This is a genomic window from Actinoplanes sp. NPDC004185 (assembly GCF_053603475.1).
Window position 1 is genome coordinate 199,959 of record NZ_JBSGFR010000006.1, and the last position, 22,930, is coordinate 222,888.

The window sequence follows — 22,930 nt, forward strand, 5'->3', positions numbered from 1 at the left end:
CTCAGGGCTGACCCGTCGACGCCCGGAACCGCACCGGCATCGGCACCCGGCGCACCTCGGGCTCGGTCCGGCCCGCCGCGTCCAGCAGGGTCTCCACCGCCTGCCAGCCCAGCTGGTAGTGCGGCAGCGAGATGCTGGTCAGCTGGGGGCGCAGCCAGGCGGCCAGGTCGGAGTCGTCGAACGAGAGCACCGAGACGTCACCGGGGATGCTCAGGCCCGCCTCGCGCAGCGCCTGGTACGCGCCCAGCGCCACCCGGTCGTTGAGGCAGATCAGCACCTTCGGCGGCGGTCCCCCGGCCAGCGCCGCGCTGACCGCCTCGTACGCCGAGTCCGGCCACCATTCGCAGTCGATCGTCCCGGCCAGCTTGATGCCGGCCGCGCCGAAGCCCTCGCGGATCCCGGCCAGCCGCTCGCGACCGGCGAAGACGTGGTGGGCCAGGTTGCCGACGAGGTGGATGCCCTCGCGGTGACCGGACTCGATGACCACCTTGGCGGCGCTCCAGCCGGCTCCGACCTCGTCCGGGATGATCGAGTGGTACGCCGGTTTCGCGGCCCGGGTCAGGCAGTTGAGCAGCACCACCGGCCGGCCCTTGAGCAGCTTGGGCACGCGCACGTAGCGGGTGAACATGCTCGCGTACACGAAGGCGTCGACCTGCCGGTCCAGGAAGTCGGAGATCAGCCTCTCCTCGATCATGGACTCGCCCTCGGTCTCGCCGATGAACAGCAGGTGGCCGTGGGCGACGGCGGCGGCGAGGGCGCCGTGGATGGCCCGGCCCGCGTACGGGTCGGAGGCGAGCGTGTCGGAGACCAGCGCGATGGTCTTGGTGACCTTGGTGCGCAGGCTGCGGGCCATCAGGTTGGGCCGGTAGTCCAGCTCCTGGGCCGCGCGGAGGACCCGTTGCCGGGCGTCCTCGGAGATGCGCATGTCCACGTGGCGTCCGGCGAGGACGAACGACGCCGTGCTGCGGGACACGCCGGCCCGTTGTGCGACCTGCAGCAGGGTCGCCCGTTGCGGCGGCATGACCGAAGTCTTCCACGCGCCGGCCAACTGACGGCCGCCGATGCGCGCCTTTGGCGAAATCGGGACCCTTGACGGGCGGCGGCCGGAGGAGCAACGTCACGCTAAACCCATCTAGCACTGGTTCCACCCGGACCCCCTGCCGGACCGGCAGCCCGTGTCGCACCGGTCCGGCAGGGCCGGATCACCGGGCCTGCCTTGGCAGCATCGAAGTCGCCGCGCGGACCCCGGGGCGATGCGCGGGCGCCGCGCGCGAGCGGCGTGCCTCGGCGTGTGCCCCCGAGTCGCCCGGCGGGCTGCCGAGGTCCTGGTCACGCCGGGGCGGGTCTTCCTGCCCCGGCGTGACGTCTCACCGGGACCGGCCGGTCACGACCGGGCGGTTGTTTCGATCGTGTCCAGCGCGGCTTCGATCGAGCTCACCACGGTCACCTGGGCCAGGGCCGGGCGGCGGACGAACTCCGTGTCGGCCAGGCCGGACAGCCAGCTCCACAGACCGTCGTAGAAGCCGGCCGGGTCGAGCAGGACGATCGGTTTACGGTGCAGGTCGAGGGTCGCGGTCGTCCAGACCTCGAAGAGCTCGTCGAGCGTGCCCAGGCCACCGGGCAGGGTGATGAACGCGTCCGACCGTTCGATCATGATGTTCTTGCGGGCGCCCATGTCCGCGGTGACGACGAGCTCGTCCGACCGCGTGTCGGCGACCTCCAGGTCGACCAGCGTCTGCGGGATGATGCCCAGCGTGTGGGCTCCCCCGGCCCGGGCGCCGTCGGCGACAGCGCCCATCATGCCGACGCAGCCACCGCCGGAGACCAGGCTGTGGCCGCGCGGGCCGAGGGACTTGCCGAGCTGGGTGGCGAGGTCGAGCCACTGCTGGTCGAGGGTGCTGGACGAGGCGCAGAAGACGCAGATCGCCGCCACGTCACCTGTTCCCGTTCTCGGCCAGGGCGGCGTCGGCGTCCACGATGAACCGCACGGCCTCCTCCACGTCGTCGGTCAGCATGATCAGGTCCATGTCCTCCGGGCTGACCTTGCCGTCGACGAGCAGTCGGCCCTTGATCCAGTCGAGCAGGCCGCCCCAGTACTCGGTGCCGATCAGGATCACCGGGAAGCGGGTGACCTTCTTGGTCTGCACCAGCGTGATCGCCTCGAACAGCTCGTCGAGCGTGCCGAAGCCGCCGGGCAGCACGACGAACGCCTGCGCGTACTTGACAAACATCGTCTTGCGCACGAAGAAGTAACGGAAATCGATGCCGATGTCCACCCAGTCGTTCAGGCCCTGCTCGAACGGCAGCTCGATGCCGAGCCCGACCGACATGCCACCGGCCTCGGTCGCGCCGCGGTTCGCCGCCTCCATCACGCCCGGCCCGCCGCCGGTGATCACCGCGTAACCCGCCTCGGCCAGGGCCGTGCCCAGGTCCGCGGCCAGCTCACACTCGGGGCTGTCCGGGGTGCTGCGGGCCGAGCCGAACACGCTCACCGCCGGCGGCAGATCGGCGAGGGTGTCGAAGCCCTCGACGAACTCCGACAGGATGCGCAGCGCCCGCCACGCGTCCTTGGTCTTCCACTCACCGCGATGATGGGAGTCGAGCAGTTTCTCGTCGGCGGTGCTCAAGGGCATCGATTCACGCCGGAGCGTGACGGCGCCGCGATGACGCTCCGGGGGTACGCGCCTGCGACCGTTGGTGCTGTCCGTCATGGCAACCACGGTAGTGCGGACGGTCCGTAACCGGTGAATAACCGGTTGGGTTTCGGCAAGAGGATTGCGACGAGGCGGCCTTTTTGCCAGATTGAAGCAACGGACGGTAGCTCTGGAGCGTCTGTACAGTTACCGAACCCCGCACGGCGCAGGCACGGCGCCCGGCTGACCGCCGGGCATCTGGGCAGAGGAGCCACCGTGATGACCCGTTACGAGCGTATGAAGATGCAGCGCCGCATGCAGCGGCGCATCCGGCTGGTGGTCGAGGAGCGCCGGATGGCTCTCGCCCTGCCCCCGCCGGGGGCGGACCCGGCTTTCGACCCGGAGACCACCGTGGAGATACCCCGGCCCGCCGCCGACCCGGCCTGACCCCTACTCATACGCGGTCAGCCATCGGTGCAGCGTGGCCGCACCGTCGCGGATCCTGCCGATCTCGACATGCTCGTCCGGCGCATGGGCCAGCGCCGGGTCACCGGGCCCGTAGTTCAGCGCCGGGATGCCCAGCGCGGCGAACCGGGACACGTCGGTCCAGCCCAGCTTCGCGGCCGGCTCCGCACCGACGGCGGTGAGGAATTCCCGCGCCGGCGCCGCATCGAGCCCCGGCAGGGCCCCGGGCGCCGAGTCGGTCACCTCGATGTCGAAATCCGCGAAGACCTCATGCACGTGATCGAGCGCCTGCTGCTCGGAACGGTCCGGCGCGAAGCGCAGGTTGACCTCGACCTCACACTCGTCCGGGACCACGTTGCCGGCCACGCCGCCGGAGATCCGTACGGCGTTCAGCCCCTCACGGTATGTGCATCCGTCGATGGTCACCGTGCGCGGCCGGTAGTCGTCGAGCCGGCGCAGCACTTCTCCGGCCGCGTGGATGGCGTTCACTCCGCGCCACGCCCGCGCGGTGTGCGCCCGCCGGCCGTGGGTGCGAATCCGCGCCCGCATCGTGCCCTGGCAGCCGGCCTCGACCACGCCGTACGTGGGCTCCAGCAGCACCGCGAAGTCGGCCCGCAGCCACTCCGGATGCTCCTGCGAGACCAGGTGCAGGCCGTTGAACTGCGACTCGATCTCCTCCGCCTCGTAGAAGAGGTAGGTGACGTCGTAGCCGGGCTCGGGCAGGGTCGCCGCCAGGTGCAGGGCCAGGGCCACGCCGGACTTCATGTCGGAGGTGCCGCAGCCGTAGATCAGGTCGTCGACCACGGTGGACGGGAAGTTGCCGTTGATCGGCACGGTGTCCAGGTGGCCGGCCAGGATGACCCGCTGGTCGCGGCCCAGCCCGGTGCGGGCCATGACCGTGTTGCCGTACCGCTCGGTGTGCAGGTGCGGCGACTGCCGCAGGACGTCCTCGACGCAGTCGGCGATGGCCTTCTCGTCGCGGGAGACGGACTCGATGTCGACCAGGGTGCGGGTGAGCACCACGGGGTCGACGAGCACGTCAGGGGTGAGCGGGTTCGCCATGAGCGGCACATTACCGCCCGGAGATGAAGCCGTACGCCGATGCGCGGAGCGAGACCGGACGGACACGGGCGGTGTTTTCCCACTAGGCTTTCGGGTCCGGAACCTGGGGAGGCGCACGGACGATGCAGGTCGACACGACACAGCTACGGGCAGCCGCGACGAAGCTGCGGGACGAGGTGGCCGAGCACCTGCGCCGGGCCGGGATCCAGGCCGGCGGACCCGAACGCGACTTCCGGGTCGCCGGGGCCTTCGACACGTACACGACGGCGGCCCCGTACCGGTCGGCGATCGCCGCCTGGGAGAAGGAGACGGAAGTCCTGGCCGAGGCGGCCCGGCAGCTGGCCGACGCGCTCGACGCGGCCGCCGCCGACTACGACGCGTCGGACGCCCGCGGCGCCGGCCGGCTGGCCGGCAGCCGATGAGCGACGAGCTGGACCGGCTGCAGGACCTCCAGGACGACATCCACGACGCGCACGGCGTGTGGGGTGCGAACGAGCTCGCGGAGGCCTGCGCCGCCGCCGCGGCCGTGCCGACCTTCGGTGGCGACGCCGACGCGCTGGGCCTGATCGCGGACGACTGCCGGACGGTGACGCAGTCGGTGGAGAAGGCGCTGGACGCGGCCGACGTGCTGCGCGAGCAGGGCATCAGCGACGTGTGGGCCGGCGACACCCACGTCACCGCGAACGACGCGCTGCGGGCCCTCGCCGACGACATGTTCCGCGCGCTGACGGCGTTCCGGCAGATCAGCGATCAGGTACGCCAGCACGCCGACCTGGTCCAGCAGGAGCCCGGCGACCGTGGCAACGCCGCCGCGCTGGCCGAGATCGCCACCACGGTCGGGGCGATGAGCTGGGGCCCGGTGCCCAACCTCGAGTACGAGGGCGACATCATGCGCGACCAGCACGCGCAGGCGATCGCGCACATCGACGGCCGGGTCGACAAGCACATCGCGATGCGCAACGCCGCGGAGGACTTCGCGACGGCCATGCACGAGATCGAGACGCAGGCCCGCACCGGCCGGCTCAGCGACTCCCCGCTGTCGGCGGTCGACGAGGTGGTGATCGCGGGCGCCGGCTGGACCCGGACCATGGTGCCGCTGACGCCGGTGCTGACCCCGGCGATGGACCAGCGGGCGGCCGAGGCCCTGGCCGCGCTGAACGACGAGGACCGGGAACGGATGACCGGGCTGCTGGCGACGGCCTACTCGCCGGAGCACCGGGCGTACCTGCTGAAGACGTTGGCGGCGGGGTATTCGGTGGCTGAAGTGGCGGGATTCGACCAGTTGATCGCCGGGCACGGTCACGACCCGGGGTGGCTGCGGGAGCATCTGAGTCCGCTGTCCCTGGACGTCGAGAACCCGACCCCCGGAACGCAGGCCAACCGCTTCGGTGCCGCGGAATGGCAACAGGGTCCGCTGCCGACCTGCGTGGCCTCGTCGACGGTGACGGCCCGGGCCCAGGTCGACCCGCTCTACGCCCTGCAGCTCACCACCGGTGGTCATCCCGGCGACCCGCAGTTCGACAATCCCGCCGCGTTCGCGGACCGGCTGCGCGCCGAACAGGTTCAGGTCTACGACGAAGGCCGCGGCTGGTGGCAGGAGACGTTCCACAGCGAGGGCATGACCGACGAGCAGTCCGAGACGATCGCCAACGAGGAGATCGCGCCGCGCACAGGCACTCGCTACGAGGACGTGCAGACCCGGGATGCCGAGTCCCGGGCGAGCGTCCTGCCGCAGATCGAGCGCGCGGTCGACGAGGGCCGCCCGGTGCCGCTGTCGGTCGACGAGGGGCCGGAGGGCCACCAGCTGCTGGTCATCGGGCATTCGGGCAATCAGCTGCAGATCTACAACCCCTGGGGCTACACCTACTGGATCACCGAGCGGGAGTTCACCGACGGTCATGTCGACGCCATCGACCCCGAGATCCCGCGCGAACCGACCGCCGTGCGCCTGCCCGCGGCGGCCGGCCGATGAGACGCGCCGGAGTGCGGACCGATGACGACCTGCTGACCGTCGACGTCGCCGAGGCGGTGGCCGCGGCCCTGCGCACGGGCGATCCGGCCCGGCAGCTGCTGATCGGCGCGGCCGTTCCGGCCGCCGTGCAGGTCGCCCGGGCGGGCGGGCAACCGGCGTCCGTGCGTTTCCTGGCCGAGGTCGTGCGGCGCGGTGGCATCGCCTTCGCCGCCGGTCTGCCCGAGCCGATGCCCACGCCGGCGCAGTCCGAGGTGGTCCGGCCCTGGCTGGTGGTCGCCCACGGCGACGATCAGCTCTTCGCCGGCTGGCTCGACGCCGTCGCGGCGATCATCGCGGCCCGGCTCAGCCGACCGTGACCGTCCAGGTCACCTCGCGGGAGAGGCCCCGCGAATAGCCATCGCGACAGCCCTGAAAGCAGTTCGCCAGCGTCACCCGCACCGTGCCCGGCGTCTCGGCGGTGTAGATGAAGTAGCGGGTCCCGGCGCCGCCGCCTGCCTGCGGGCCGAAGACGCGGTCCCAGACGTTGCTCATGACCTTGCGGTCCTCGACGGCAGCCACGACACCGTCTGGCGTGACGGTCGCCGACCACGCGTCGCCGACGGAGGCGCCGCGGTCCGGGACCGCCAGGGAGAAGCGGTCGCCCTTGTCGACCTCGACGGTCAGGTGTTTCTCGGTGATCTTGGTGCCGAAGGTCGCGCGCTCGTGCAGGGCCAGGCCGCCCCAGACGGCGGCGGCCAGCACAATCGCTACGGCGAGCGACCACGACAACACCCTTCTCACCGGCCGGACCCTACTGAACCGGCGCCACGGGCGCTGCCCCCTCCTAGTAGGGTTCGCTGCGTGAGTACCGCGATTTCGACCTCGCCTGCCTGGGGCATCGGCCTCGCCACCGTCACCGCCGAGGGTCAGGTGCTCGACACCTGGTTCCCGAGCGGTTTCCTCGGTCTCGGCACCGTTCCCGATGAGGCGCCGACGCTGCCCGCCGGTCTCACCGGGCTGAAGGCGCTGGCCGGCCTGGCCACGGTCGAGGTGCGGGTGGAGGTCGGTTCGCTGGCCGACCCGATCAAGGACGCCTCGGACGCGTACCTGCGGTTGCACCTGTTGTCGCACCGGCTGGTGCGGCCGAATGAGCAGAATCTCGACGGCATCTTCGGCCTGCTGGCCAACGTCGCCTGGACGTCGGCCGGGCCGTGCCCGCCCGACCGGGTGGACGAGCTGCGCTTCCTGGAGCGGGCCGCCGGCCGGCACCTCGCCGTCTACGGGGTCGACAAGTTCCCGCGGATGACCGACTACGTGACGCCTTCCGGCGTGCGGATCGCCGACGCCGACCGGGTACGGCTCGGCGCGCATCTCGCCAACGGCACCACCGTCATGCACGAGGGCTTCTGCAACTTCAACGCCGGCACGCTCGGCACCTCGATGGTCGAGGGCCGCATCGTGCAGGGTGTCGTCGTCGGTGACAGTTCCGACGTCGGCGCCGGCTCGTCGATCATGGGGACGCTCTCCGGCGGCGGCAAGGACAAGGTGTCCATCGGTGAGCGCAGCCTGCTCGGGGCCAACGCCGGCATCGGCATCTCGCTCGGTGACGACTGTGTGGTCGAGGCCGGGTGCTACATCACCGCGGGGTCGAAGCTGACGCTGCCGGACGGCCGGGTGGTCAAGGCCCGCGAGCTGTCGGGCGTCAACGGCCTGCTCTTCTGGCGCAACTCGGTGACCGGCGCCCTGGAGGCCCGGCCGCGCAAGGGCACGGGCATCGAGCTCAACGCCGCCCTGCACGCCAACGACTAACGCAACGCCCCGGCCGCGACGGCCTTGACCGCGGTGGTCAGGGCCGTCAGCACCGTCGACTCCATCCGCCAGTACTGCCAGTAGAGCGGGATGTCCAGGTGCCGGCCCGGCGCCAGGTCCACGCCCCGGCCCGCCGCGATGTCCTCGCGGGCCGTCTGCTCCGGGACCATGCCCCAGCCCAGGCCGAGCCGGATCGCCTCGACGAAGGCGTTCGTCGCCGGGATGTAGGTGATCGGCGGTTCCAGGTCGCCGTGGCCCAGCGCCTCCAGAAAACGGTGCTGGAGGCGGTCCTTGCGGTTGAAGACCAGCATCGGCGTGGTGGCGAAACTGGTGAAGCGGCCGGGAGCGGCCACCGCCAGGTAGCGCATCGCGCCGAGCTTCTCGACCCGGCAACCCTGGACGGCCACGTGTTGTGCGGTCACCGCGGCCATCGCCGTACCGGCGCGCAGCAGCTCCTCGGTGTGGTCCTGGTCGTCCTGGTGCACTTCGAAGCTCAGCGCCGGCTCGGCCGGCAGCGCGGCCAGCGCCGGCAGGAACCAGGTGTGCAGCGAGTCGGCGTTGACCACCACCGAGATCCGGGTCCGGCCGTCGCCGCCCGGCCCGCCCCGGGCCGCCGCCAGCGCTTCGCGTTCGAGCAGCGCGATCTGGCCGGCCAGCCGGACCAGCGCCTGTCCCGCCTCGGTCGCTTCGCACGGTCTGGCCCGGCGCACCAGGACCTGCCCGACGGCCTGCTCGAGGGCCTTGATCCGCTGGCTGACCGCGGACGGGGTGACGTGCAGCGTACGGGCGGCGGCCTCGAAGCTGCCGCCCTCGATCACCGCCTGGAACGTCGCCAGCTGCACCGCGTCCAAGAACAGATTTCCTTATCTTCGTGAAGAATCTTTAGCTGGAGTACATCACGCTCGCGTCCTAGCGTCGGTGGTGTGCTCACCTCCACCGTCGCCGGCTTCGCTGCCTCCCTCGTCCTCATCGTCGCCATCGGCGCCCAGAACGCGTTCGTCCTGCGCCAGGGTCTGCGCCGCGAGCACGTACTCCCGGTGGTCCTGACCTGTGCCGTCTCGGACCTGATGTTGATCGCGGCCGGGATCGCCGGGCTCGGCGCGGTGGTGACCGCGCGGCCGACGGCCGTGACCGTCATCCGCTGGGCCGGGGCCGCGTTCCTGTTCACCTACGCCGCCCTGGCCGCGAAGCGGGCGTGGCGGCCCGGCACGCTGAAGCCGACCGGCCGGGCCCCGGCCACCCTGCGCGCGACCCTGCTGACCTGCCTCGCGTTGACCTACCTGAACCCGCACGTCTACCTCGACACCGTGCTGCTGCTCGGCTCGGTGGCCCAGCAGCACCCGCACCGGTGGCTGTTCGGGATCGGCGCCGCGGTGGCCAGCGCGGTGTGGTTCTCCGCGCTGGGCCTGGGCGCCCACCGGCTGGCCCCGGTGCTGTCCCGGCCGGCGGCCTGGCGAGTGCTGGATGGCCTGATCGCCGTGGTGATGGTCGGCGTCGCCACCACCCTGCTTGTTTAGCCATCAATCGAACCATTTGCATGTATTCGGTATACACGGGGCATGCGAAGACTCCTCGTATCGGCGGCGCTGGCCGCGGCATTAGTGGTGAGCGGGGCGGGGCAGGCCTGGGCCGCGCCACCCGCTCCGGCAGCCGGCGACGGCTGGTCCGTGACCGACGGCCAGCTGACCTGGCGGTCCGGTGACCGGATCCCGATGGGCGACGCGGCGGTCGAGTTCTACGCCGGCGACCGGCTGCTGGGCCGGCCGCACGCGGCGGCCGACGACCGTACGTTCCGGCTGCCCCTGGAACACGCCAAGGACCTGCGTGACCTGCAGGTCCGCGCGGGTGGCCGGCGGCTCGACGGGGACACCCCGGCACCGGCGCGCAAACGGGCGGCCGCGGTGCCGGCACCCCGGGCGCTGCCCCCGAACAAGGTCGATCCCGGCGTCAAGGGGCCGTACCGGACTGTCACCGGCGAGTACTCGCTGGCCGGGGTCAAGCTGCCGGACTTCCCGGAGCCCGTGGAGATGCAGGGCGTCGTGGTCGCCCCGCAGGGAGCGCCCGGCAAGCGTCCGCTCGCGCTGTTCCTGCACGGACGGCACTACACCTGCTTCAAGGGCGCCGACGAGGAAGCCCTGACCGGCGACTGGCCGTGCGGCAAGGGCACCGAGCCGGTGCCCAGCCATCGCGGCTACCTCCAGGCCCAGCAGCTGCTGGCCTCACAGGGCTACGTCACCGTCTCGATCTCGGCCAACGGCATCAACGGCCAGGACTTCGCCGCCGCCGACGGCGGCGCCCAGGCCCGCTCCTCACTGGTCCGCCAGCACCTCGCCCGCTGGGCCGACTGGGCCGGCGCCGGACGCGCGAACGCCCCCGCCGTCGTGAAGTCCGCGCCGCGGGCCGACCTGTCCAAGGTGTTCCTGATGGGTCACTCCCGGGGCGGCGAGGGCGTCAGCCGCGCCGCGATGGACAGCCTGACCCCGCCCCCGGCGGCCGCCGACGGCTACCACGGCAAGGTCCGCTGGACGATCCGCGGCCTGTTGCTGATCGGCCCGACGATCTTCGGCCAGAACCCGGTGCCGGACGTGCCGTCCGCGACGATCCTGCCCGGCTGCGACGGTGACGTCTCCGACCTGCAGGGACAGATGTTCGTCGACGCCACCCGCGGCGTCAGCCGCGGCAAGGCCCTGCACAGCTCCCTGTACGCGATCGGCGCCAACCACAACTTCTTCAACACCGAGTGGACACCGGGACAGTCGAAGGCACCGTCCTTCGACGACTTCTTCACCGGCGACCAGCCCGACCCGGTGTGCTCGCCCGGCACGCCCACGCGGCTCACGGCCCAGCAGGAGCAGACGGTCGGTGCGACGTACATCGCGGCGGCCGCGCGGCTCTTCGTCGGCGGGGACGACCGGGTCCGGCCACTGCTCGACGGCACCGGCGTACGCGCCCCGTCGGCCGACCCCGCCCGGGTGCTCAGCCACGCCATCGGCGCCGGACGCACGGCAGCGCTGATCCCCGACGAGTCCGTCAAGGTCACCGGCGGCCGGCTCTGCGAGCAGGTCACCGACGATGCCACCAAAGCGTGCCTGACCACCGAGAGCTGGTTCAGCCCGTCGCCGCACTTCGTCCCGTTCGGCTTCGCCCGGGAGCCGGGCCGCTACGCCGTCGACCTGAAGTGGTCCGCCCCCGGCAAGGCGGTCACGCTGCGGCCCAGCCGGCCGGTCAGCGTCTCCGGCTCACGTGAGCTGGCCCTGCGGCTCGTGGTGCCGCCCAACACCACCGGCAACCGGTTCGGCGTGGCCGTCACCGACGCCGCCGGCCGCCGCACCTCACTCGGCGAGGTGAGCCTCGACGGCCTGCCCGGCAGTGAGAACACGACCTCGTACTGGGGCCAGGAGGTGCGCGTGCCGCTCAAGAAGGTCCGCGGCGTGACGAAGCTGGAGCTTGTCCCGCGCAGTGCCACCGGCCAGGCCTGGCTGATCGACGCGTGGGGCTGGCGGCCGGGCACTCCGGCGGCGCGGCCCGTCGCCCTGCCCCGGATCGACATCGGCGAGCTGAACGTCGTCGAGGGCGACTCGGGCAGCCGCACGTACCAGGTGCCGGTCAAGGTGACCGGGCGCGGCAACGGTCAGGTGCGGCTGTTCCTCACCGACTCGGCCACGTACGAGACGAAGTCCTGGCTGGCCACCGTCCGTCCCGGCAGCAGCACGATCCGGGTGCCGGTCAAGGTCACCGGGGACACGCTCTTCGGCACCGGCGACGCCACCACCCTCAACGCCAAGGCCGTCCGCGGCACGGTGATCGGCGACTACCAGGGCGCGGTCATCGCCGCCAACGACGACCCGGCCCCGAAGATCACCGTCGAGCCGGTCGCCGACCGGGTCGCCGAAGGCGGAACGCTCGCCTGGCGGATCCGGCTCTCCACCGTGGCCGAGACCCCGATCTGGGTCGAGGCCGACGTCGAGCCGCCGGCCACCGGGACCGAGCTGTCCAGCACGGACGTCGACCCGACCTGGTTCACCGACAACTCGGGCGAGGACCCGCTGCCGTCGCGGCCGCTGTCGGAGACCTACCTGCTGCCGTGGACCGGGGTGCAGGCCGGTGAGCTGACCGCCGACCTGACCATCCCGACTATCACCGACTCCGCGGACGAGCCGGACGAGGTGGTGCAGCTGCACCCGACGGTGTTCGGCTGGGAAGAGGAAGCGCCCGAACTGGGCACGGTGACCGGAACAGTCACCGACTGACGCCCGTTCCGCTACCCCTCGGAGAACCTGACCATGTTCCCCGAGGGGTAGCGGAAGGCGCAGTCACGGACCCCGATCTCCACCGGCTGCCCGGGCGCGGCCGGCGTGAGCCACCGTCGCGGGCGCGGCGGAGCCGGCTCAGCTCGTCCACAGGGCCGCCCGTACGTCGTCGGCCAGGGCGCGGATGTCCACCGTACGAGCGGTGTCGACCCGGATGACCGGGCCCAGGGCCAGCGGTCCGGCGGTCGTCGCCCAGCCGGTCCACTCCGTGGCGAGCTTCTCCGCGTCGGCGTGCACCACGTGCCGCTTACGCGCGATGTAACGGGAGCGGGCCAGCTCGGCGGGCACGTCGCACCAGATCTCGACCGTCGCCTTCGCGCCCGAGCGGGCGAGGCCGGCCCGGGCCTGCTCGAGGTCGCGCGGCCGGAACCACCACGAGTCCACGACGACCATGCCGCTCACCGCCGCGGCCAGCGTCCACACCGTGTCCATCGCCACCGCGCCGAGCTGCGGCACCTCGGTCACCACCGCGTCGGCCAGGGCTTCTTTGATGCGGTCCTTGCCGAGGCAGGCGGCGTCGAGCGCGGCCGCGAGCCGGGGGGCCAGGCTGCTCTTGCCCGATCCCGGCAGACCGTTCACCATCACCACGTCACGCGCCATGCCTGCACGATCGCACAGGCGCTTGACCCTCGAGCAGGTCGAGGCAGCAGGGTTCCAGGTGTGGAGAGCGACGACATGTACGGCATCGGGGAGATCTCGCGGGCCAGCGGGCTGAGCATCAGCGCGCTGCGGTTCTACGACGGCGCCGGTGTCCTGGTGCCGGCCGAGGTCGACGCCGCGACCGGCTACCGCCGCTACAGCGACGAGCAGCTGCGGGCCGCCCGCCTGGTGGCCGGTCTGCGCCGGGTGGGGATGCCGGTCGCCGGGATCACCCGCGCGGTCGCCGAGCTGTCCCATCCCCCGGCCGTCCGCAAACTGCTCGACGAGCACCTGCGCCGGCTGGAGGACGGCCTCGCCGACGCCCGTCGTGAGCTCTCCCGCGTCCACGCCCTGCTGGATCCCGAGGAGACCACCATGACCCGGATCACCCTGCCCGCCGCCGCCCTGGCCGCCGCGCTCGACGCGGTCCGCTTCGCCGCCTGCACCGACCCCGAGCTGCCCGTCCTCGGCGGCGTGCTGTTCGAGACCGAGGCCGCCGCGCTGACCGTGGTGACGACGGACCGCTACCGGCTGGCTGTCGCCGAGGCTGCCGCCGCCGTCTCCGGACCACCGGCCAGACTCGTCGCTCCGCTGCCGTTCGTCGACGAGCTGCGCCGGCTGCTCACCCGCGACGACGAGGTGGTGCTGTTGCTGACCCCTGAGCAGCTGGGTGCCGAGGCCGGCGGGCGGCGCATCGAGGGCAAGCCGCTGGACGTCGGCTTCCCCGACCACCACCGCCTGGTCGACCTCGGCGCGGCCGGCAGCCGCCAGGTCACGGTCGACGTGGCGGCCCTGCGCGCGGCGGTGGCAGAGATGCCGGCCGTCTCGCGTGAGCACAACGGCAAGCCGTTCGACCTGACCGTCCTGGCCGTGGACCCGGCCGGTTCGCTGCGGGTGGCGGCTGAGGCGGAGTGGGCCGCCGACGAGGAGGCGCACGTGGCGGTCAACCGCGAGTTCCTGCTCCAGGCCCTCGACGCCGGCGGCGCGGGCCAGCTGGTCCTCGAGCTCGACGGACCGATCAAACCCCTCGCCGTGCGCGGCAGCGGCACCTTCTCGATCCTCATGCCGGTGCGCCGCTGACCCGCCTGACACGAGCCCGGGAACACGACACACTGGCCCGGTGGATGACGACATCAGCGCCCGGCGTGCCGCCTGCACCGACTCCCTGCTCGGCAACGGGCTGGTGCGGCCGCCGGAGCTGCTCGCCTCGATCGACCCCGAAGCCCGCCCTGACCTGTACGGCGAGGGTGGCGTGGTGGCCGAGCTCGAGGAGCACGTCGCCGCGCTGCTGGGTAAGCCGGCCGCCGTGTTCCTGCCCAGCGGCACGATGGCCCAGGGCGCCGTCCTACGGGTGCACGCCGATCAGCGCACCAGCCGGACGATCGTCTGGCATCCGTACTCGCACCTCGAACGGCACGAGGGTCAGGCCTATGCGCGACTGCACCAGCTCGTCGGGCGGCCGGTCGGCGACTTCGAACGGCTGATCCGGCGTACCGACCTGCAGAGCGTGGCCGAGCCGGTGGCGGCGCTCGTGCTGGAGTTGCCGCAGCGGGATCTCGGCGGGACGCTGCCGCCGTGGGACGAGCTGGTCGCGCAGACCTCGTGGGCCCGCGACCGGGGCGCTGCCGTGCACCTCGACGGGGCCCGCCTCTGGGAGGCCGCGGCCGGGTACGAACGGTCGCCCGCCGAGATCGCCGAGCTGTTCGACACCGTGTACGTCTCGTTCTACAAGGGCGTCGGGGCGCTGCCGGGCTGCTGCGTCGCCGGGCCGGAGGATGACATCGCCCAGGTGCGCGAGTGGCGGGGGCGGCTGGGCGGGACGTTGTTCGCGATGTGGCCGGCGGCGTCGTCGGCGCTCGGGCTGCTCGACGCGACGCTGGCCGAGATGCCGGTCCGGCTGGCGCACGCCCGGGCCATCGCGGCGGCACTGGCCGGGGTGCCCGAGGTGCGGGTGGTGCCGGATCCGCCGCAGACGCCGATGATGCATCTGCTGTTCGCGACCACGGCGGAACGCTTCCGGATGAACGCCAGGCGGATCTCCGAGGAGACCGGGCTGTGGCTGTGGCCGAACGCGGTCGAGACCGGTGACCCGGAGGTGGTGCGCTGCGAGCTGTCCGTCGGGCGGGCGACCCTGCGGCACAAGCCCGAGACGATCACGGAGATCCTGGCCGGCCTCTGCGGCTGAGGCACGGGTCGGGCATTTCGGCGTCGCCTGGCGGAATCGGGTGGGAATCGTAGAGTGAGGGTCGTGACTGACGACACCTTTCCGCTCGGCGACCGTTCGGTGCGACGGATCGGCTTCGGCGCGATGCAGCTCGCCGGGCCCGGGGCCTTCGGGCCGCCGCGTGACCGCGACACCGCCCTCGACGTGCTCCGCAAGGCTGTGGAGCTGGGCGCCAACCACATCGACACCGCGCAGTACTACGGGCCGGACGTGGTCAACGACCTGATCCGGGAGGCGCTGCGGCCGTACCCGGAGGATCTGGTTCTGGTCAGTAAGGTCGGTGCGGCCCGGGACGACACCGGGCGCTGGCTGCCCGCGATGGAGCCGGAGCAGCTGCGGGCCGGCGTGCTGGACAACCTGCGCTCGCTGGGCGTCGACCGGCTCGACGCGGTCAACCTGCGGCTGATGGACGGCGGCGGCGCGTTCGACGAGCAGCTCGACGCGATGATCGCCCTGCGGGACGAGGGTCTGATCGCCGGCATCGGGCTGAGCAACGTGACCCGCGAGCAGCTCGTGCACGCGGTCCAGCGCACCGAGATCGTCTGCGTGCAGAACTCGCTGAATCTGCTGGCCCGGGACTCGCTGCCGCTGCTGCGGGAGTGCCAGGAGCTCGGCATCGCGTTCGTCCCGTTCTTCCCGCTCGGCTCGGCCTTCGGCGGGGTCAACCGGCTGCTCACCCACCCGGACCTGATCGCTGTCGCGGAACGACTGGAGGCCCAGCCCTCCCAGGTGGCGCTGGCCTGGCTGCTCGAGCTGGCCCCGAACGTGCTGCTGATCCCCGGCACCTCGTCGCTGGGTCACCTGATCGACAACATGACGTCCGGCCGGGTCCGCCTGGACGACGACGCCCGCAAAATCCTGGACACCATCAGCGAGTGACCCCCCGCGGCGGCGCTGATCTCGGCCGCCACCGACGCCGGGGCGCGACCGCAGAAGAGCAATGCGTCGGAGATTGTTGACATGTCGGGGATCTCCGACGCATCATGGGCGGCATGCCTGACGGTGACGTGTTCGCAGCGCTGGCCAACCCGGTCCGGCGCCGGCTGCTGGTTGCCCTCCGGGACGGCCCCCGCGCCGCCGGGGAGCTGGCCGGGCACTTCGCGCTGAGCCGCCCCGCCGTCTCCGAGCACCTCGCGGTCCTGCGCCAGGCCGGCCTCGTCCGCGAGGAGCCGCGCGGCCGGCACCGCTACTACCACCTGGCCGCCGAGCCGCTGGCCGACGTCCAGGAGTGGCTGCATCCGTTCGAGCGCTACTGGCGGGACCGCCTGGTCGCGCTGCGCGATCTCGTCGAGGAAGAGGGAGACGACCGGTGACCGACAAGACCGACATCGAGCTGGATCAGTTCATCGCCCGGGAGCCGGCCGCCGTCTGGCGCGCGCTGACCGAGCCGGAGCTGCTGGCCCGCTGGTGGGCCGCGGGCGACATCAAGCCGGTCGTGGGCCATCGCTTCACCATGGACATGGGCAGCTGGGGGCAGCAGCCGTGCGAGGTGCTGGAGGTCGAGCCGGAACGGCTGCTGGTGTACACGTTCGCCGAGGGCAGCCTCGACACCACGATCACGTGGCGGCTCGAGCCCGAGGGCTCCGGGACCCGGCTGTTCCTCCGGCATGCCGGTTTTGTCCCGGGCAGCATCTCGCTCAAGGGCATGGGCAGCGGCTGGCCCGGCCTGCTCCGGCGGATCGAGCCCGCCCTGCCCTGAGCCGCCGCGATCGGGCAAGGCCGGGCGGTCAGTCCGGCACGGCCAGGCCGGCGCGGTCAAGAACGGCGCGGTCAAGCCGGCGCCGGGACGGTTGTCGGGACGGCGGAGACGAGGTCGGCCAGGACCTGCCCGGCCAGCGTGCGCGGGTCCGGCGGCGTCGGATAGCGGGCCGTGATCTCCCTGTTCAATGCCTCGAACCGCGCCGGCAGCGCGGCCAGGAAGTCGTCCAGCCCGCGCTGCACCGGCCCCTTCATCAGCGGCACGAGCAGCCCGACGAGCGGCCGCAGCCACCCCACCCCGCGAGCACTCGCCCCGGTGGTCACCGACCAGCGGCCCAGCTCGGCCGCGGCCACGGTCAGCTCGCCGCTCGCCACGGCCCGGGGGTGGGTCACCGTCGCGACCAGCTGCGGCTCCTCGTTCCCGTACGGCGGCAGCCGGCTCGTATCGACCGACATCCGCACGGTCACCACCCCACTGAGCAGCCCCCGGACCCCGAGCCAGTCCGGCACCTCGAGCAGCACGCCGACCGGCCCCGGGGACAACTCGACCCGAGCCCGGGTGTCCGTGTCGGTGTGGTGCACCGTGAAGCAGGTCCGTTCCCGCTCGTCGGCTTCGAGCGTGATCGCGTACGTGTGCCAGGTTGTCGCCACCCGCCCGGTGGCCCGGGCCGCCGCGATCCGCCCGCGCTCCCACTCGGTCGCGGCCATCGCGTCGGCGTGCACCAGCCGGGCCGCGACCGCCGCCTCCTCGGCCGTCGGCGCCGGCACTTCGTCCTCGCGCAGCACCAGCCGGTAGGCCACGCCCGGGTACGGATGCCGGCCGTCGACCACCCGCAGCCCGCCGTGGGCCCGCTCGGTGACCGGGTGCCGGACCACGCCGTCGACGAAGACCAGCGCCCGCCACCCGGCCAGCAGCTCGGGCAGGGCGGCGAGGAACGGTCGCGCATCGATCGCTGCAACTTCCGTCCGACCGCCGAGGCGCACCATGTCCGGATCGTAGACCGGGCGTATCCCGGTCGCGCGGGCCGGAGCCACCCGGTTACCGTCGGGCATGCGCTCTTCTGCGGAGTACGACCACCTCGTCGGCGAGGCCGCCGGGGTGCCGATCACCGGGTGGGAGTTCGCTTGGCTCGACGGCCGCGCGGTCGGCTCGGATCCGTCCTGGTCCTATCCGGAGCTGGCCCGTCCCCTGCTGCGGCAGGCGGGCAGCCTGCTGGACCTGGACACCGGCGGTGGTGAGCTGCTCGTGGAGCTGGCCCCGCTGCCCGCGCACACCGTCGCGGTGGAAGGCTGGGCGCCGAATGTGCCGGTTGCCCGGGACCGGCTGGCGCCGTTCGGGGTGTCGGTGGTCACCGAGCTGCCGGGCGGGGAGAACGAGTTCGACGTGGTGCTGAGCCGGCACGGCCGGTTGCCCACCGAGGACATCGCGCGCCTGCTCAAGCCCGGTGGGACGCTGTTGAGCCAGCAGGTCGGCAGCGACGATCTGCGGGATCTGAACGCCGAGCTGGGCGCGCCGCCGCCGTACGCGACGAGCTGGACGGCGACGGAGGCGGTCGCGGCGCTGGAGGCGGCCGGGCTGATCGTGACCGACGTCCGCGAGGAACGCCCCCCACTGACCTTCCACGACATCGGCGCACTGGTCTATCAGCTGCGCGCGGTGCCGTGGCAGATCCGCGATTTCACTCCCCAGCGGTACGAGCGCGCCCTGCGCCGGATCGACGCGATGATCCGCACCCACGGCCACTACACCGCCATCGCTCACCGGTTTCTGGTGCAGGCGACCCGCCCCTGAACTTCCGGTGAAAGTGGCGCAGCCCACCTACCCGGACTGATCCGTTGTGGGTAATGTCCGGATGGTTGACTACTCGGGGGAGGGGCATGGCTACCTTCGGTACGAAGAGTCCGTTGTCCGACGGCGTCCTGCGGCAGCTCGCCCAGGCCGCCGACCACATCTCCGGCATCTGCTTCAAGACCGGGCCACCTCGGCGCATCGGTGTCGAGCTGGAATGGACCGTTCATCGCTCGGACGCCCCGGCGGCCTATCTGGAAGCCGCGGACCTCCGCACAGCCCTAGGCACGTACGCACCACCCGCACTCGGCAATCCCCACCCCGGCGCTTTGTTACCCGGCGGTGGCGCGGTGACCGTCGAGCCCGGCGGCCAGCTCGAGATCTCCTCGGCGCCGGCCGGCTCCCTCACCGAGTTGTACGAATCCCTCAGCGCCGACCAGGCGCACCTCACCGCCCAGCTGGCCCGTTCCGGCCTGGTCCTGGGCGACACCGGCCTCGATCCGCACCGGGCTCCCCGGCGCATGCTGCAGACCCCGCGGTACGCCGCCATGCAGCGCAGCTTCGACGCCCGCGGCCGGCACGGCCGGACCATGATGTGCAGCACCGCGGGCCTGCAGATCTGTCTCGACGCCGGCACCGAGCAACAACTACCGCACCGCTGGGGAGCCCTGCACGAGATGGGGCCGGCGTTGCTGGCCGCCTTCGCCACCTCGGGCCGGCACGCGGGCCGCGACACCGGCTGGGCCTCGGCCCGGATGGCCACCTGGTACGGCATCGACCCGCGCCGCACCAGACCGGTCAGCACCCCCGGTGATCTGGCCACCGGCTGGGCCGACTACGCCCTCGCCGCTCCCCTGCTGTGTGTCCGCCGCGGCGAGCAGTCGTGGGACGTGCCGGCAAGGGTGACCTTCGCCGACTGGATCGACGGCGCCCTGCCCGGCCCGCCGCGGGTGGACGACCTCGACTATCACCTCAGCACGCTGTTCCCGCCGGTCCGCCCGCGCGGCTATCTCGAGGTCCGCTACCTCGACACCCAGCCCGGCACGGAGTGGATCGCCCCGGCCGCGGTCGTGGCGGCCCTGCTCACCGACGACGTGACCACCGACGCCGCGCGGGCCGTCGCGGCCGCCACCGCCGGCCAGTGGTTGACCGCCGCCCGCGCCGGGCTGGCCGACCCCGACATCCGGCGCACCGCCACCGACCTGCTGGATCTCGCCTGCCGCAACCTCGACAGCACCGGCCTGCCTCCCGCGTTGCGGGACCGGGTCACCGACATCGTCGACCGGCGCCTGCACCGCGCCGGCTCCCGGAAGGACGCGCACCGATGACTCAGGACCTGCGCCTCGCCGTCGCCGCCGAGCTGGAGCGCGCCCGCGCCCGCACGGCGCTGCTGACCGACGCCGTGGACGACGCCGATCTCGTACGGCAGCACTCACCGATCATGTCGCCGCTCGTCTGGGACCTCGCGCACGTGGGCAACCAGGAGGAGCTCTGGCTGGTCCGCGACGTCGGCGGCCGCGAGCCGGTACGCCGCGACATCGACGAGCTCTACGACGCGTTCAAGCACCCGCGCAGCGACCGGCCCGCATTGCCGCTGCTCGGTCCGGCCGAGGCCCGCGCCTACGTGGAGCAGGTGCGGGACAAGGCCCTCGACGTGCTGGACCGGGTCCGGCTGGACGAGAGCCGGCCGTTGCTGGCCGACGGGTTCGCCTTCGGCATGATCGTGCAGCACGAGCAGCAGCACGACGAGACGATGCTGGCCACCCACCAGCTGCGGACCGGCGCGCCGGTGCTGACGGCCGATCCGCCGCCACCGGCCCGGGTGCCCGTCGCCGGAGAGGTGCTGATCCCGGGCGGCCCGTTCGCCATGGGCACCGACACCGAGCCGTGGGCGCTGGACAACGAACGGCCCGCGCACACCGTGGACGTGCCCGCCTTCTTCATCGACGCCGCCCCGGTGACCAACGGCCGGTACGCGGAGTTCATCGAGGCGGGCGGCTACGACGATCCACGTTGGTGGAGCGAGCGGGGCTGGGCGCACCGGCAGACGGCCGGGCTGACCGCGCCGCTGCACTGGCAACGTGACGGGGACGGCTGGGCGGCCACGGCGTTCGGGCGTACCGAGCGGATCGTGCCGGACGAGCCGGTGGTGCACGTGTGCTTCTTCGAGGCGGAGGCGTACGCGGCCTGGGCCGGGCGCCGGCTGCCCACCGAGGCCGAGTGGGAGAAGGCGGCCCGGCACGACCCGGCGACCGGTCGGTCCCGGCGCTTCCCGTGGGGCGACGAGGCGCCGGAGGCACGGCACGCCAACCTCGGCCAGCGTCATTTGTCGCCCGCGCCCGTCGGTGCCTATCCGGACGGTGCCTCGCCGTTGGGTGTGCACCAGCTCATCGGTGACGTGTGGGAGTGGACGAGTTCCGGTTTCGACCCGTACCCGGGCTTCGCCGTGTTCCCGTACGAGGAGTATTCGCAGGTGTTCTTCGGCGGCGACTACCGGGTGCTGCGCGGTGGCTCGTTCGGCACCGACCGGGCCGCCTGCCGGGGCACCTTCCGCAACTGGGACCACCCGATCCGGCGGCAGATCTTCAGCGGCTTCCGCTGTGCCCGCGACGCCGGGCCCGGCACCCACTGATGTGCCGGCACCTGGCCTATCTCGGATCACCCGTACCGCTGGCGGAGCTGCTGTTCGAGGCGCCGCACGCCCTGGCCCGGCAGGCGTGGGCGCCGCAGGACATGCGCGGCGGCGGCACGATCAACGCCGACGGCTTCGGCGTGGCCTGGTATCCGGGCGGCGGCGCCGAGCCGGTGCGGTACCGCAGCGCGGCCCCGCTGTGGTCGGACGCCGCTCTGCCGGCGCTCGCCACCCACACCGTGGCGGGCGGTGTGCTCGCGGCGGTCCGCTCGGCCACGGTCGGCATGCCGGTGGTCGAGACGGCCGCCGCGCCGTTCGCCGAAGGGCCGTGGCTGTTCAGCCACAACGGGGTCGTGCGGGGCTGGCCGGACTCGGTGGCCGGGCCGGCCGCCCGGCTGCCGGTGCGCGACCTGCTGACCCTGGACGCCCCGACCGACGCGGCACTGCTCTGGGCGCTGGTCCGCGACCGGCTGCGGTCCGGGGTGCCGGCCGCGCGGGCGCTGGCCGAGACGGTCGTGGAGGTCTCGGCGGCCGCGCCCGGCTCCCGGCTCAACCTGCTGCTCACCGACGGGCAGCAGATCATCGCCAGCACGGCCGGCCACGCCCTGTCCGTGCGCACCGGCCCCGCGTCGGTGCTGGTCAGCTCCGAACCCCTTGATCCCGGCCCGGCCTGGCGAGCCGTGCCGGACGGCAGTCTGCTCGTCGCCACCCCGTCCGGTCTGGACATCACCGTCTTAGGGAGATCATGAGCGCGCTGGAGATCCATCTCGACGATCAGGACCTCGACCGTACGCTGCGCGGCGACGTGGCCGCCGGGCTGACCGCGACCCCGAAGTGGCTGCCCCCGAAGTGGTTCTACGACGCCCGGGGCAGCGAGCTGTTCGAGGACATCACCCGGCTGCCCGAGTACTACCCGACCCGTACCGAACGCGCGATCCTCACCAAGCACGCCGCCGCGATCGCCCGCATCACCGAGGCAAAGACCCTGGTCGAGCTGGGGTCGGGCTCCTCGGAGAAGACAGTGCTGCTGCTCGACGCGCTGCTCGCGCACGGCACGCTGGGCGCTTTCGTCCCGCTCGACGTGTCGGCGTCCGCGCTGGGCGAGGCCGTCGACCGGCTCGCCGTGCGCTACCCCGGGCTGGCGGTCCGCGGCGTGGTCGGCGACCTGACCCGGCACCTGGCCCACATCCCGGACGGCGACAACCGGATGGTGGCGTTCCTCGGCGGCACCATCGGCAACCTGATCCCGGCCGAACGCGCCGAGTTCCTGTCCCGGTTGCGGGCCGTGCTGCAACCCGGCGAATGGCTGCTGCTCGGCACCGACCTGGTCAAGGATCCGGCGGTCGTGGTGCCCGCGTACGACGACGCGGCCGGGGTCACCGCCGAGTTCAACCGCAACGTGCTGCGGGTGGTCAACCACCGGCTCGGCGCCGACTTCGACGTGGACGCGTTCGCCCACGTCGCGCTCTGGAACGCCGAGCAGGAGTGGATCGAGATGCGGCTGCGGGCCGGCTCGGCCCAGCGGGTGCACATCCGCGATCTGGACCTGACCGTGGAGTTCGCCGCCGGGGAGGAACTGCGCACCGAGATCTCGGCGAAGTTCCGCCGGGACGGGCTCTCCGCCGAGCTGGCCGCGGCCGGCTTCGCCCTGCGGCACTTCTGGACCGACCCGGCGGACCTCTTCGCGGTGTCGCTGATCCAGGCGGCCTGACCGGAGC

25 protein-coding genes are annotated in these 22,930 nt (G+C 72.6%); 17 read left to right on the forward strand and 8 right to left on the reverse strand.

Translation table 11 applies throughout. From position 1 onward, the window contains the following. Position 1: 1 nt before the first annotated feature. The 3 genes from ACWEOZ_RS08790 to ACWEOZ_RS08800 all read right to left on the reverse strand — a co-directional run bounded on the left by ACWEOZ_RS08790 (position 2) and on the right by ACWEOZ_RS08800 (position 2,711). Positions 2–1,021, reverse strand: coding sequence for a LacI family DNA-binding transcriptional regulator (locus tag ACWEOZ_RS08790; protein ID WP_451910122.1), 1,020 nt, complete (start codon positions 1,019–1,021; stop codon positions 2–4). Between the two features lie 363 nt (positions 1,022–1,384). Then, positions 1,385–1,933, reverse strand: a complete 549-nt coding sequence (locus ACWEOZ_RS08795) for an LOG family protein (protein WP_451910123.1) — start codon at positions 1,931–1,933, stop codon at positions 1,385–1,387. A gap of 1 nt (position 1,934) precedes the next feature. Next, positions 1,935–2,711 (reverse strand): LOG family protein, encoded by a 777-nt coding sequence (locus ACWEOZ_RS08800; RefSeq protein ID WP_451910124.1) that lies wholly within the window; start codon positions 2,709–2,711, stop codon positions 1,935–1,937. A gap of 201 nt (positions 2,712–2,912) precedes the next feature. Here ACWEOZ_RS08800 and ACWEOZ_RS08805 point away from each other — a divergent pair, with 201 nt between their 5' ends. Beyond that, a complete protein-coding gene (locus ACWEOZ_RS08805) occupies positions 2,913–3,080 on the forward strand; it encodes a hypothetical protein (protein ID WP_212991198.1) in 168 nt (55 codons plus the stop codon). 3 nt (positions 3,081–3,083) lie between these two features. Here ACWEOZ_RS08805 and dapE read toward each other — a convergent pair whose 3' ends face one another. Further along, positions 3,084–4,160, reverse strand: a complete 1,077-nt coding sequence (dapE, locus tag ACWEOZ_RS08810) for a succinyl-diaminopimelate desuccinylase (protein ID WP_451910125.1) — start codon at positions 4,158–4,160, stop codon at positions 3,084–3,086. Between the two features lie 122 nt (positions 4,161–4,282). On the opposite strand from dapE, the gene ACWEOZ_RS08815 reads away from it, so the two are divergent. The 3 genes from ACWEOZ_RS08815 to ACWEOZ_RS08825 are packed head-to-tail and all read left to right on the forward strand — an operon-like array spanning position 4,283 to position 6,488. Then, entirely contained in the window at positions 4,283–4,582 is a 300-nt protein-coding gene (locus tag ACWEOZ_RS08815; protein ID WP_451910126.1) for a type VII secretion target, read from the forward strand. Beyond that, entirely contained in the window at positions 4,579–6,132 is a 1,554-nt protein-coding gene (locus tag ACWEOZ_RS08820; protein ID WP_451910127.1) for a hypothetical protein, read from the forward strand. Before ACWEOZ_RS08815 ends, ACWEOZ_RS08820 begins: the two co-directional genes overlap by 4 nt. Before the next feature lie 11 nt (positions 6,133–6,143). Beyond that, entirely contained in the window at positions 6,144–6,488 is a 345-nt protein-coding gene (locus ACWEOZ_RS08825) for a hypothetical protein (protein ID WP_451910128.1), read from the forward strand. Here the strand turns inward: ACWEOZ_RS08825 and ACWEOZ_RS08830 are convergent. After that, positions 6,475–6,912, reverse strand: a complete 438-nt coding sequence (locus tag ACWEOZ_RS08830; RefSeq protein ID WP_451910129.1) for a hypothetical protein — start codon at positions 6,910–6,912, stop codon at positions 6,475–6,477. The two genes, ACWEOZ_RS08825 and ACWEOZ_RS08830, sit on opposite strands and share 14 nt — an antisense overlap. Before the next feature lie 60 nt (positions 6,913–6,972). Between ACWEOZ_RS08830 and dapD the strand changes: the two genes are divergently transcribed. Further along, on the forward strand, positions 6,973–7,920 hold the full coding sequence (dapD, locus tag ACWEOZ_RS08835; RefSeq protein WP_451910130.1) for a 2,3,4,5-tetrahydropyridine-2,6-dicarboxylate N-succinyltransferase: 948 nt from the start codon (positions 6,973–6,975) through the stop codon (positions 7,918–7,920). On the opposite strand, the gene ACWEOZ_RS08840 is transcribed toward dapD, so the two are convergent. Further along, complete coding sequence (locus tag ACWEOZ_RS08840) at positions 7,917–8,771, reverse strand: LysR family transcriptional regulator ArgP (protein ID WP_451910131.1); 855 nt, start codon at positions 8,769–8,771, stop codon at positions 7,917–7,919. The genes dapD and ACWEOZ_RS08840 overlap by 4 nt on opposite strands. Positions 8,772–8,843: 72 nt before the next feature. On the opposite strand from ACWEOZ_RS08840, the gene ACWEOZ_RS08845 reads away from it, so the two are divergent. Beyond that, positions 8,844–9,437, forward strand: a complete 594-nt coding sequence (locus tag ACWEOZ_RS08845) for a LysE/ArgO family amino acid transporter (protein WP_451910132.1) — start codon at positions 8,844–8,846, stop codon at positions 9,435–9,437. Between the two features lie 42 nt (positions 9,438–9,479). Next, positions 9,480–12,170 (forward strand): alpha/beta hydrolase family protein, encoded by a 2,691-nt coding sequence (locus tag ACWEOZ_RS08850; RefSeq protein ID WP_451910133.1) that lies wholly within the window; start codon positions 9,480–9,482, stop codon positions 12,168–12,170. A 138-nt stretch (positions 12,171–12,308) separates the two neighbouring features. Here the strand turns inward: ACWEOZ_RS08850 and ACWEOZ_RS08855 are convergent, their stop codons facing one another. After that, positions 12,309–12,830, reverse strand: a complete 522-nt coding sequence (locus tag ACWEOZ_RS08855; RefSeq protein ID WP_451910134.1) for an AAA family ATPase — start codon at positions 12,828–12,830, stop codon at positions 12,309–12,311. 75 nt (positions 12,831–12,905) lie between these two features. On the opposite strand from ACWEOZ_RS08855, the gene ACWEOZ_RS08860 reads away from it, so the two are divergent. From ACWEOZ_RS08860 to ACWEOZ_RS08880, 5 genes are all read left to right on the forward strand, one after another. Further along, complete coding sequence (locus tag ACWEOZ_RS08860) at positions 12,906–13,949, forward strand: DNA polymerase III subunit beta family protein (RefSeq protein WP_451910182.1); 1,044 nt, start codon at positions 12,906–12,908, stop codon at positions 13,947–13,949. Between the two features lie 40 nt (positions 13,950–13,989). Continuing rightward, positions 13,990–15,054 (forward strand): threonine aldolase family protein, encoded by a 1,065-nt coding sequence (locus ACWEOZ_RS08865; RefSeq protein ID WP_451910135.1) that lies wholly within the window; start codon positions 13,990–13,992, stop codon positions 15,052–15,054. Between the two features lie 63 nt (positions 15,055–15,117). Beyond that, the gene (locus tag ACWEOZ_RS08870) at positions 15,118–15,972 is read left to right on the forward strand and encodes an oxidoreductase (protein WP_451910136.1); all 855 of its coding nucleotides are present in this window, start codon (positions 15,118–15,120) and stop codon (positions 15,970–15,972) included. Positions 15,973–16,085: 113 nt separating this feature from the next. Then, positions 16,086–16,406 (forward strand): metalloregulator ArsR/SmtB family transcription factor, encoded by a 321-nt coding sequence (locus tag ACWEOZ_RS08875; protein WP_451910137.1) that lies wholly within the window; start codon positions 16,086–16,088, stop codon positions 16,404–16,406. Next, positions 16,403–16,792 (forward strand): SRPBCC family protein, encoded by a 390-nt coding sequence (locus ACWEOZ_RS08880; RefSeq protein ID WP_451910138.1) that lies wholly within the window; start codon positions 16,403–16,405, stop codon positions 16,790–16,792. Before ACWEOZ_RS08875 ends, ACWEOZ_RS08880 begins: the two co-directional genes overlap by 4 nt. Positions 16,793–16,863: 71 nt before the next feature. Here ACWEOZ_RS08880 and ACWEOZ_RS08885 read toward each other — a convergent pair whose 3' ends face one another. Beyond that, the gene (locus tag ACWEOZ_RS08885) at positions 16,864–17,844 is read right to left on the reverse strand and encodes a hypothetical protein (RefSeq protein ID WP_451910139.1); all 981 of its coding nucleotides are present in this window, start codon (positions 17,842–17,844) and stop codon (positions 16,864–16,866) included. Here ACWEOZ_RS08885 and ACWEOZ_RS08890 point away from each other — a divergent pair. From ACWEOZ_RS08890 to egtD, 5 genes are all read left to right on the forward strand, one after another. After that, on the forward strand, positions 17,843–18,583 hold the full coding sequence (locus tag ACWEOZ_RS08890; RefSeq protein ID WP_451910140.1) for a class I SAM-dependent methyltransferase: 741 nt from the start codon (positions 17,843–17,845) through the stop codon (positions 18,581–18,583). The two genes, ACWEOZ_RS08885 and ACWEOZ_RS08890, sit on opposite strands and share 2 nt — an antisense overlap. An 86-nt stretch (positions 18,584–18,669) precedes the next feature. After that, entirely contained in the window at positions 18,670–19,908 is a 1,239-nt protein-coding gene (gene egtA, locus ACWEOZ_RS08895) for an ergothioneine biosynthesis glutamate--cysteine ligase EgtA (protein ID WP_451910141.1), read from the forward strand. Next, positions 19,905–21,212, forward strand: a complete 1,308-nt coding sequence (gene egtB / locus ACWEOZ_RS08900) for an ergothioneine biosynthesis protein EgtB (protein WP_451910142.1) — start codon at positions 19,905–19,907, stop codon at positions 21,210–21,212. Before egtA ends, egtB begins: the two co-directional genes overlap by 4 nt. After that, positions 21,212–21,961, forward strand: a complete 750-nt coding sequence (gene egtC, locus ACWEOZ_RS08905) for an ergothioneine biosynthesis protein EgtC (RefSeq protein WP_451910143.1) — start codon at positions 21,212–21,214, stop codon at positions 21,959–21,961. The genes egtB and egtC overlap by 1 nt, the downstream gene beginning before the upstream one ends. Then, the gene (egtD, locus tag ACWEOZ_RS08910; protein ID WP_451910144.1) at positions 21,958–22,923 is read left to right on the forward strand and encodes an L-histidine N(alpha)-methyltransferase; all 966 of its coding nucleotides are present in this window, start codon (positions 21,958–21,960) and stop codon (positions 22,921–22,923) included. Before egtC ends, egtD begins: the two co-directional genes overlap by 4 nt. Positions 22,924–22,930: the final 7 nt, after the last annotated feature.

Coding starts and splice junctions, on each gene's coding strand:
- ACWEOZ_RS08850 (WP_451910133.1), top strand. CDS start 9,480: ATGCGAAGACTCCTCGTATCGGCGGCGCTGGCCGCGGCATTAGTGGTG.
- ACWEOZ_RS08885 (WP_451910139.1), bottom strand. CDS start 17,844: ATGCCCGACGGTAACCGGGTGGCTCCGGCCCGCGCGACCGGGATACGC.
- dapE (WP_451910125.1), bottom strand. CDS start 4,160: ATGGCGAACCCGCTCACCCCTGACGTGCTCGTCGACCCCGTGGTGCTC.
- egtA (WP_451910141.1), top strand. CDS start 18,670: ATGGCTACCTTCGGTACGAAGAGTCCGTTGTCCGACGGCGTCCTGCGG.
- ACWEOZ_RS08805 (WP_212991198.1), top strand. CDS start 2,913: ATGACCCGTTACGAGCGTATGAAGATGCAGCGCCGCATGCAGCGGCGC.
- ACWEOZ_RS08855 (WP_451910134.1), bottom strand. CDS start 12,830: ATGGCGCGTGACGTGGTGATGGTGAACGGTCTGCCGGGATCGGGCAAG.
- ACWEOZ_RS08800 (WP_451910124.1), bottom strand. CDS start 2,711: ATGACGGACAGCACCAACGGTCGCAGGCGCGTACCCCCGGAGCGTCAT.
- ACWEOZ_RS08815 (WP_451910126.1), top strand. CDS start 4,283: ATGCAGGTCGACACGACACAGCTACGGGCAGCCGCGACGAAGCTGCGG.
- ACWEOZ_RS08890 (WP_451910140.1), top strand. CDS start 17,843: ATGCGCTCTTCTGCGGAGTACGACCACCTCGTCGGCGAGGCCGCCGGG.
- egtC (WP_451910143.1), top strand. CDS start 21,212: ATGTGCCGGCACCTGGCCTATCTCGGATCACCCGTACCGCTGGCGGAG.
- ACWEOZ_RS08790 (WP_451910122.1), bottom strand. CDS start 1,021: ATGCCGCCGCAACGGGCGACCCTGCTGCAGGTCGCACAACGGGCCGGC.
- egtD (WP_451910144.1), top strand. CDS start 21,958: ATGAGCGCGCTGGAGATCCATCTCGACGATCAGGACCTCGACCGTACG.
- ACWEOZ_RS08820 (WP_451910127.1), top strand. CDS start 4,579: ATGAGCGACGAGCTGGACCGGCTGCAGGACCTCCAGGACGACATCCAC.
- ACWEOZ_RS08860 (WP_451910182.1), top strand. CDS start 12,906: ATGTACGGCATCGGGGAGATCTCGCGGGCCAGCGGGCTGAGCATCAGC.
- ACWEOZ_RS08875 (WP_451910137.1), top strand. CDS start 16,086: ATGCCTGACGGTGACGTGTTCGCAGCGCTGGCCAACCCGGTCCGGCGC.
- egtB (WP_451910142.1), top strand. CDS start 19,905: ATGACTCAGGACCTGCGCCTCGCCGTCGCCGCCGAGCTGGAGCGCGCC.